Origin of the sequence: Nocardia sp. CC201C (assembly GCF_030010695.1) — a bacterium.
Classification (GTDB): Bacteria; Actinomycetota; Actinomycetes; order Mycobacteriales; family Mycobacteriaceae; genus Nocardia; species Nocardia otitidiscaviarum.
This window is the reverse complement of record NZ_JASCXP010000628.1, coordinates 1-2,730: the sequence shown is the minus strand read 5'-3', so window position 1 is coordinate 2,730 and position 2,730 is coordinate 1. Positions and strand designations below refer to the sequence as shown.

Genomic DNA, 2,730 nt, shown 5'->3' with positions numbered 1-2,730 from the left:
CTCCGAGTGGCCCGGGCCGCGGTCGACCGGGTCACGGTCGGCCGAGTCACAGTCGGCGGAAACACGGTCGGCCGGGTCCGCATCGGGCAGGACGAGGTTGGCGGCGTGGCCGTCCAGTGCGGCGGCCAGGGCGTGCCAGCCGAGCTGGCGTAGGAACGAGGCTTCGGTACTGAGGCTGAGCGAACGCAGGATCGGGTCCGGGGTGAGCCGCCGGGTGCGGGCCAGTTCGGCGCGGGCGGCCGCGTAGTGCCCGACGCCGGAGAGCGCCACCGCACGCAACCAGGATTCGGTCGCGTTCGCGGCAACCGGCAACCCGGTGGCAGCGCGTTCCGGAGTACCGCCGAAAGCGGATTCGGCGAGTACGGAGTTCACTTCGAGCACAGGCACGGCCGCACTCTATCGATGCAGCCGAGCGGGTCCGCCGATGCCTGGCATAGCACATTCCTACAGCTAACTCTCAGCATTCGAAGCACCCGCTCTGTTTCCGTTGGGTAAATCTGTGCTCGCAATCCTCCAGCACGTTCGTATGGAATTCGTATGCGTATCGCATTATTAACCTGGCAGCCGCGAAGCGGCCATCTCGCCCCCACCCATAATGCGGCCCGCAATGGCTGAGATCACCCATAGCCACATGTGCACATGACACCGCAACGTTGCTCACCGTATCGAAAAACGGTCCGTGAGCTGCTGTTTTATTGCCCTCGGCATCATGTCGACACCCCATCCGACACCTGGGCAACCGATCAGTATCGCCGGAGACCGGCTCTTTGTAAATAGCAAGCACGTTAATTCTCGAATGTGCTGGTATTCCCAATAGAGCGAGTGAGGCTATTGACGCCATTTCATTGTTCGTCCTAACGTACGACATCGCCGCCATCGGCGCCGCGCGAAGAATTGTGATGCGGCCCTATGCCACACCAGCACCCGCTCGACAATGCCGACGAGCTCGCACCTGAGGAGTTCACATGCCTATGCCGACCCACCTCCCTGGTCCGAACGCGGACGTCTGGGACTGGCAGATGCGGGGATCCTGCCGCGGGCAGGATTCGTCGGTGTTCTTCCATCCCGACGGCGAGCGCGGCCGCGCCCGCGCCCAGCGCGAGATGCGGGCCAAGGAGATCTGCCGCGCCTGCCCGGTCCTCATGCAGTGCCGCTCGCACGCGCTGAAGGTCAGCGAGCCCTACGGCATCTGGGGCGGAATGTCGGAAACGGAACGAGAGATGCACGCGCGCCGCAATCGGCGACGTGTTGTCGCGTGAGGCGAACGCAGCGCCCTGTGACGGCTGTGCACACCGTGTGACTTCGGATTCTTTCCCATCCGCGCGCCGCGGTGCCTCGAATTCCTAGCAAACAACCGGCCACTGCCGAGCGCGGACGGGTTGGGCTCAACGCTCACGGCGTGTCATCGAAAGTCGAAGTGCGAGTTGGGCGAATTGTCCGAAAAACGCTGGGCGACAGCCATTTTGCCTCCACCCCCACCGAGAGGAGGTCATAGCGGCACGCTACGGTAGTGGCCGATGACACAGAACGGAGCGTTGTGACAACGCGGCCGCCGGCCGCAGAGGGCGACTCCTTCCAGAGCGCCATCCCACCCCGCGTGGACTCTGCGGTGACGGCTCGCGCAGCCGAAAGCCTTGAACTCGCCGCACTTCTCGAACGCTGCGGGCAGTCGGATCAGCAGGCGTTCGCCGAGCTGTACGACCGCACCAGCGCGCGGGTATTCGGACTCGTCCTACGGGTGCTGCACGATCCCGGCTACGCCGAGGAGACCACACAGGAGGTCTACCTCCAGATCTGGCGCACGGCGGCGAATTTCGATCCGGCGAAGGGTTCGGCCGTTACCTGGCTCATGACCCTCGCCCATCGTCGCGCGGTCGATCGCGTCCGCGCCGAGCAGGCCCATGCCCAGCGCGAGGTCGCCTATGGAACCAGCACCCTCGGTAACGAATTCGATGAGGTCACCGAAGAAGTAGGCCGACGGCTGGAACAGCAGGCGGTTCTGCAGGGGCTGGCCACACTGACGGAGACCCAGCGGGAGGCGATCTCCCTCGCTTACTTCGGCGGACGGACGTATGCCGAGGTAGCGGCCTATCTGGGCGTAGGGTTACCTACCGTTAAGTCCCGTATTCGGGACGGACTGACGAGACTCAAGAAAAGTTTGGGAGTGACGTGAGATGAACGAAAGCCAGATCGATCTCGCGCACACTGTCGCGCTCGGATCGATCGGCGACGAAGATCAGCGCGCAGTGCAGCGGCTATTGGATGCCGGTGACCCGGCGCTGCGCGCGGACTTCACCCTCGAAGTGCAGCAGACACGCGAGGCCCTGGCGCTGTTCGCAGCCGCCTCGGCCACCGCACCACCCGCCGCTCTCCGTGACCGCGTCCTGAACGCGATCGCCGCCGACCAGGCCCCCGCGACCGTCATCTCCCTCGCCCGCACCGCCGCCCGCAACGGCAACGGCCGCAACCACGCCGTCAACGACTGATCCGGCTGCCCGCCAACCAGGTCGCCCGCCCGGTCCGATCTCTGTGATTCGGTCGCGATCCGGCGCCGGCAAGCGCTCCGGGGCGGCTCGGTTCCACAGCGCGACCGGTCTCGATCACCCGGCCGAATCGAATCGAGGCGATGTACCGGGCGGCCCGCTCGCCACGCACGCTCGCGCCCGTACGCTGCCGACCTCTGCGCGGAACAAGGCCTGCGGCCCGCACGGCCCACCACCGCGCGAGAAC

The 2,730-nt window shown here is 65.7% G+C and carries 3 protein-coding genes and 1 pseudogene; 3 read left to right on the top strand and 1 reads right to left on the bottom strand.

All coding sequences use genetic code 11. From position 1 onward, the window contains the following. A pseudogene (locus QK444_RS35140) lies at window positions 1-387 on the bottom strand (hypothetical protein); the annotation flags it as partial. 578 nt (window positions 388-965) lie between these two features. Between QK444_RS35140 and QK444_RS35135 the strand changes: the two are divergent. The 3 genes from QK444_RS35135 (at window position 966) to QK444_RS35125 (ending at window position 2,486) form a co-directional block, all read left to right on the top strand. Further along, window positions 966-1,259, top strand: a complete 294-nt coding sequence (locus tag QK444_RS35135; protein WP_029923776.1) for a WhiB family transcriptional regulator — start codon at window positions 966-968, stop codon at window positions 1,257-1,259. A 338-nt stretch (window positions 1,260-1,597) separates the two neighbouring features. Further along, window positions 1,598-2,173, top strand: a complete 576-nt coding sequence (locus QK444_RS35130) for a sigma-70 family RNA polymerase sigma factor (RefSeq protein WP_029923775.1) — start codon at window positions 1,598-1,600, stop codon at window positions 2,171-2,173. A 1-nt stretch (window position 2,174) separates the two neighbouring features. After that, window positions 2,175-2,486: a hypothetical protein gene (locus QK444_RS35125; protein WP_228808581.1), complete on the top strand. Its 312-nt coding sequence runs from the start codon at window positions 2,175-2,177 to the stop codon at window positions 2,484-2,486. Window positions 2,487-2,730 lie beyond the last annotated feature (244 nt).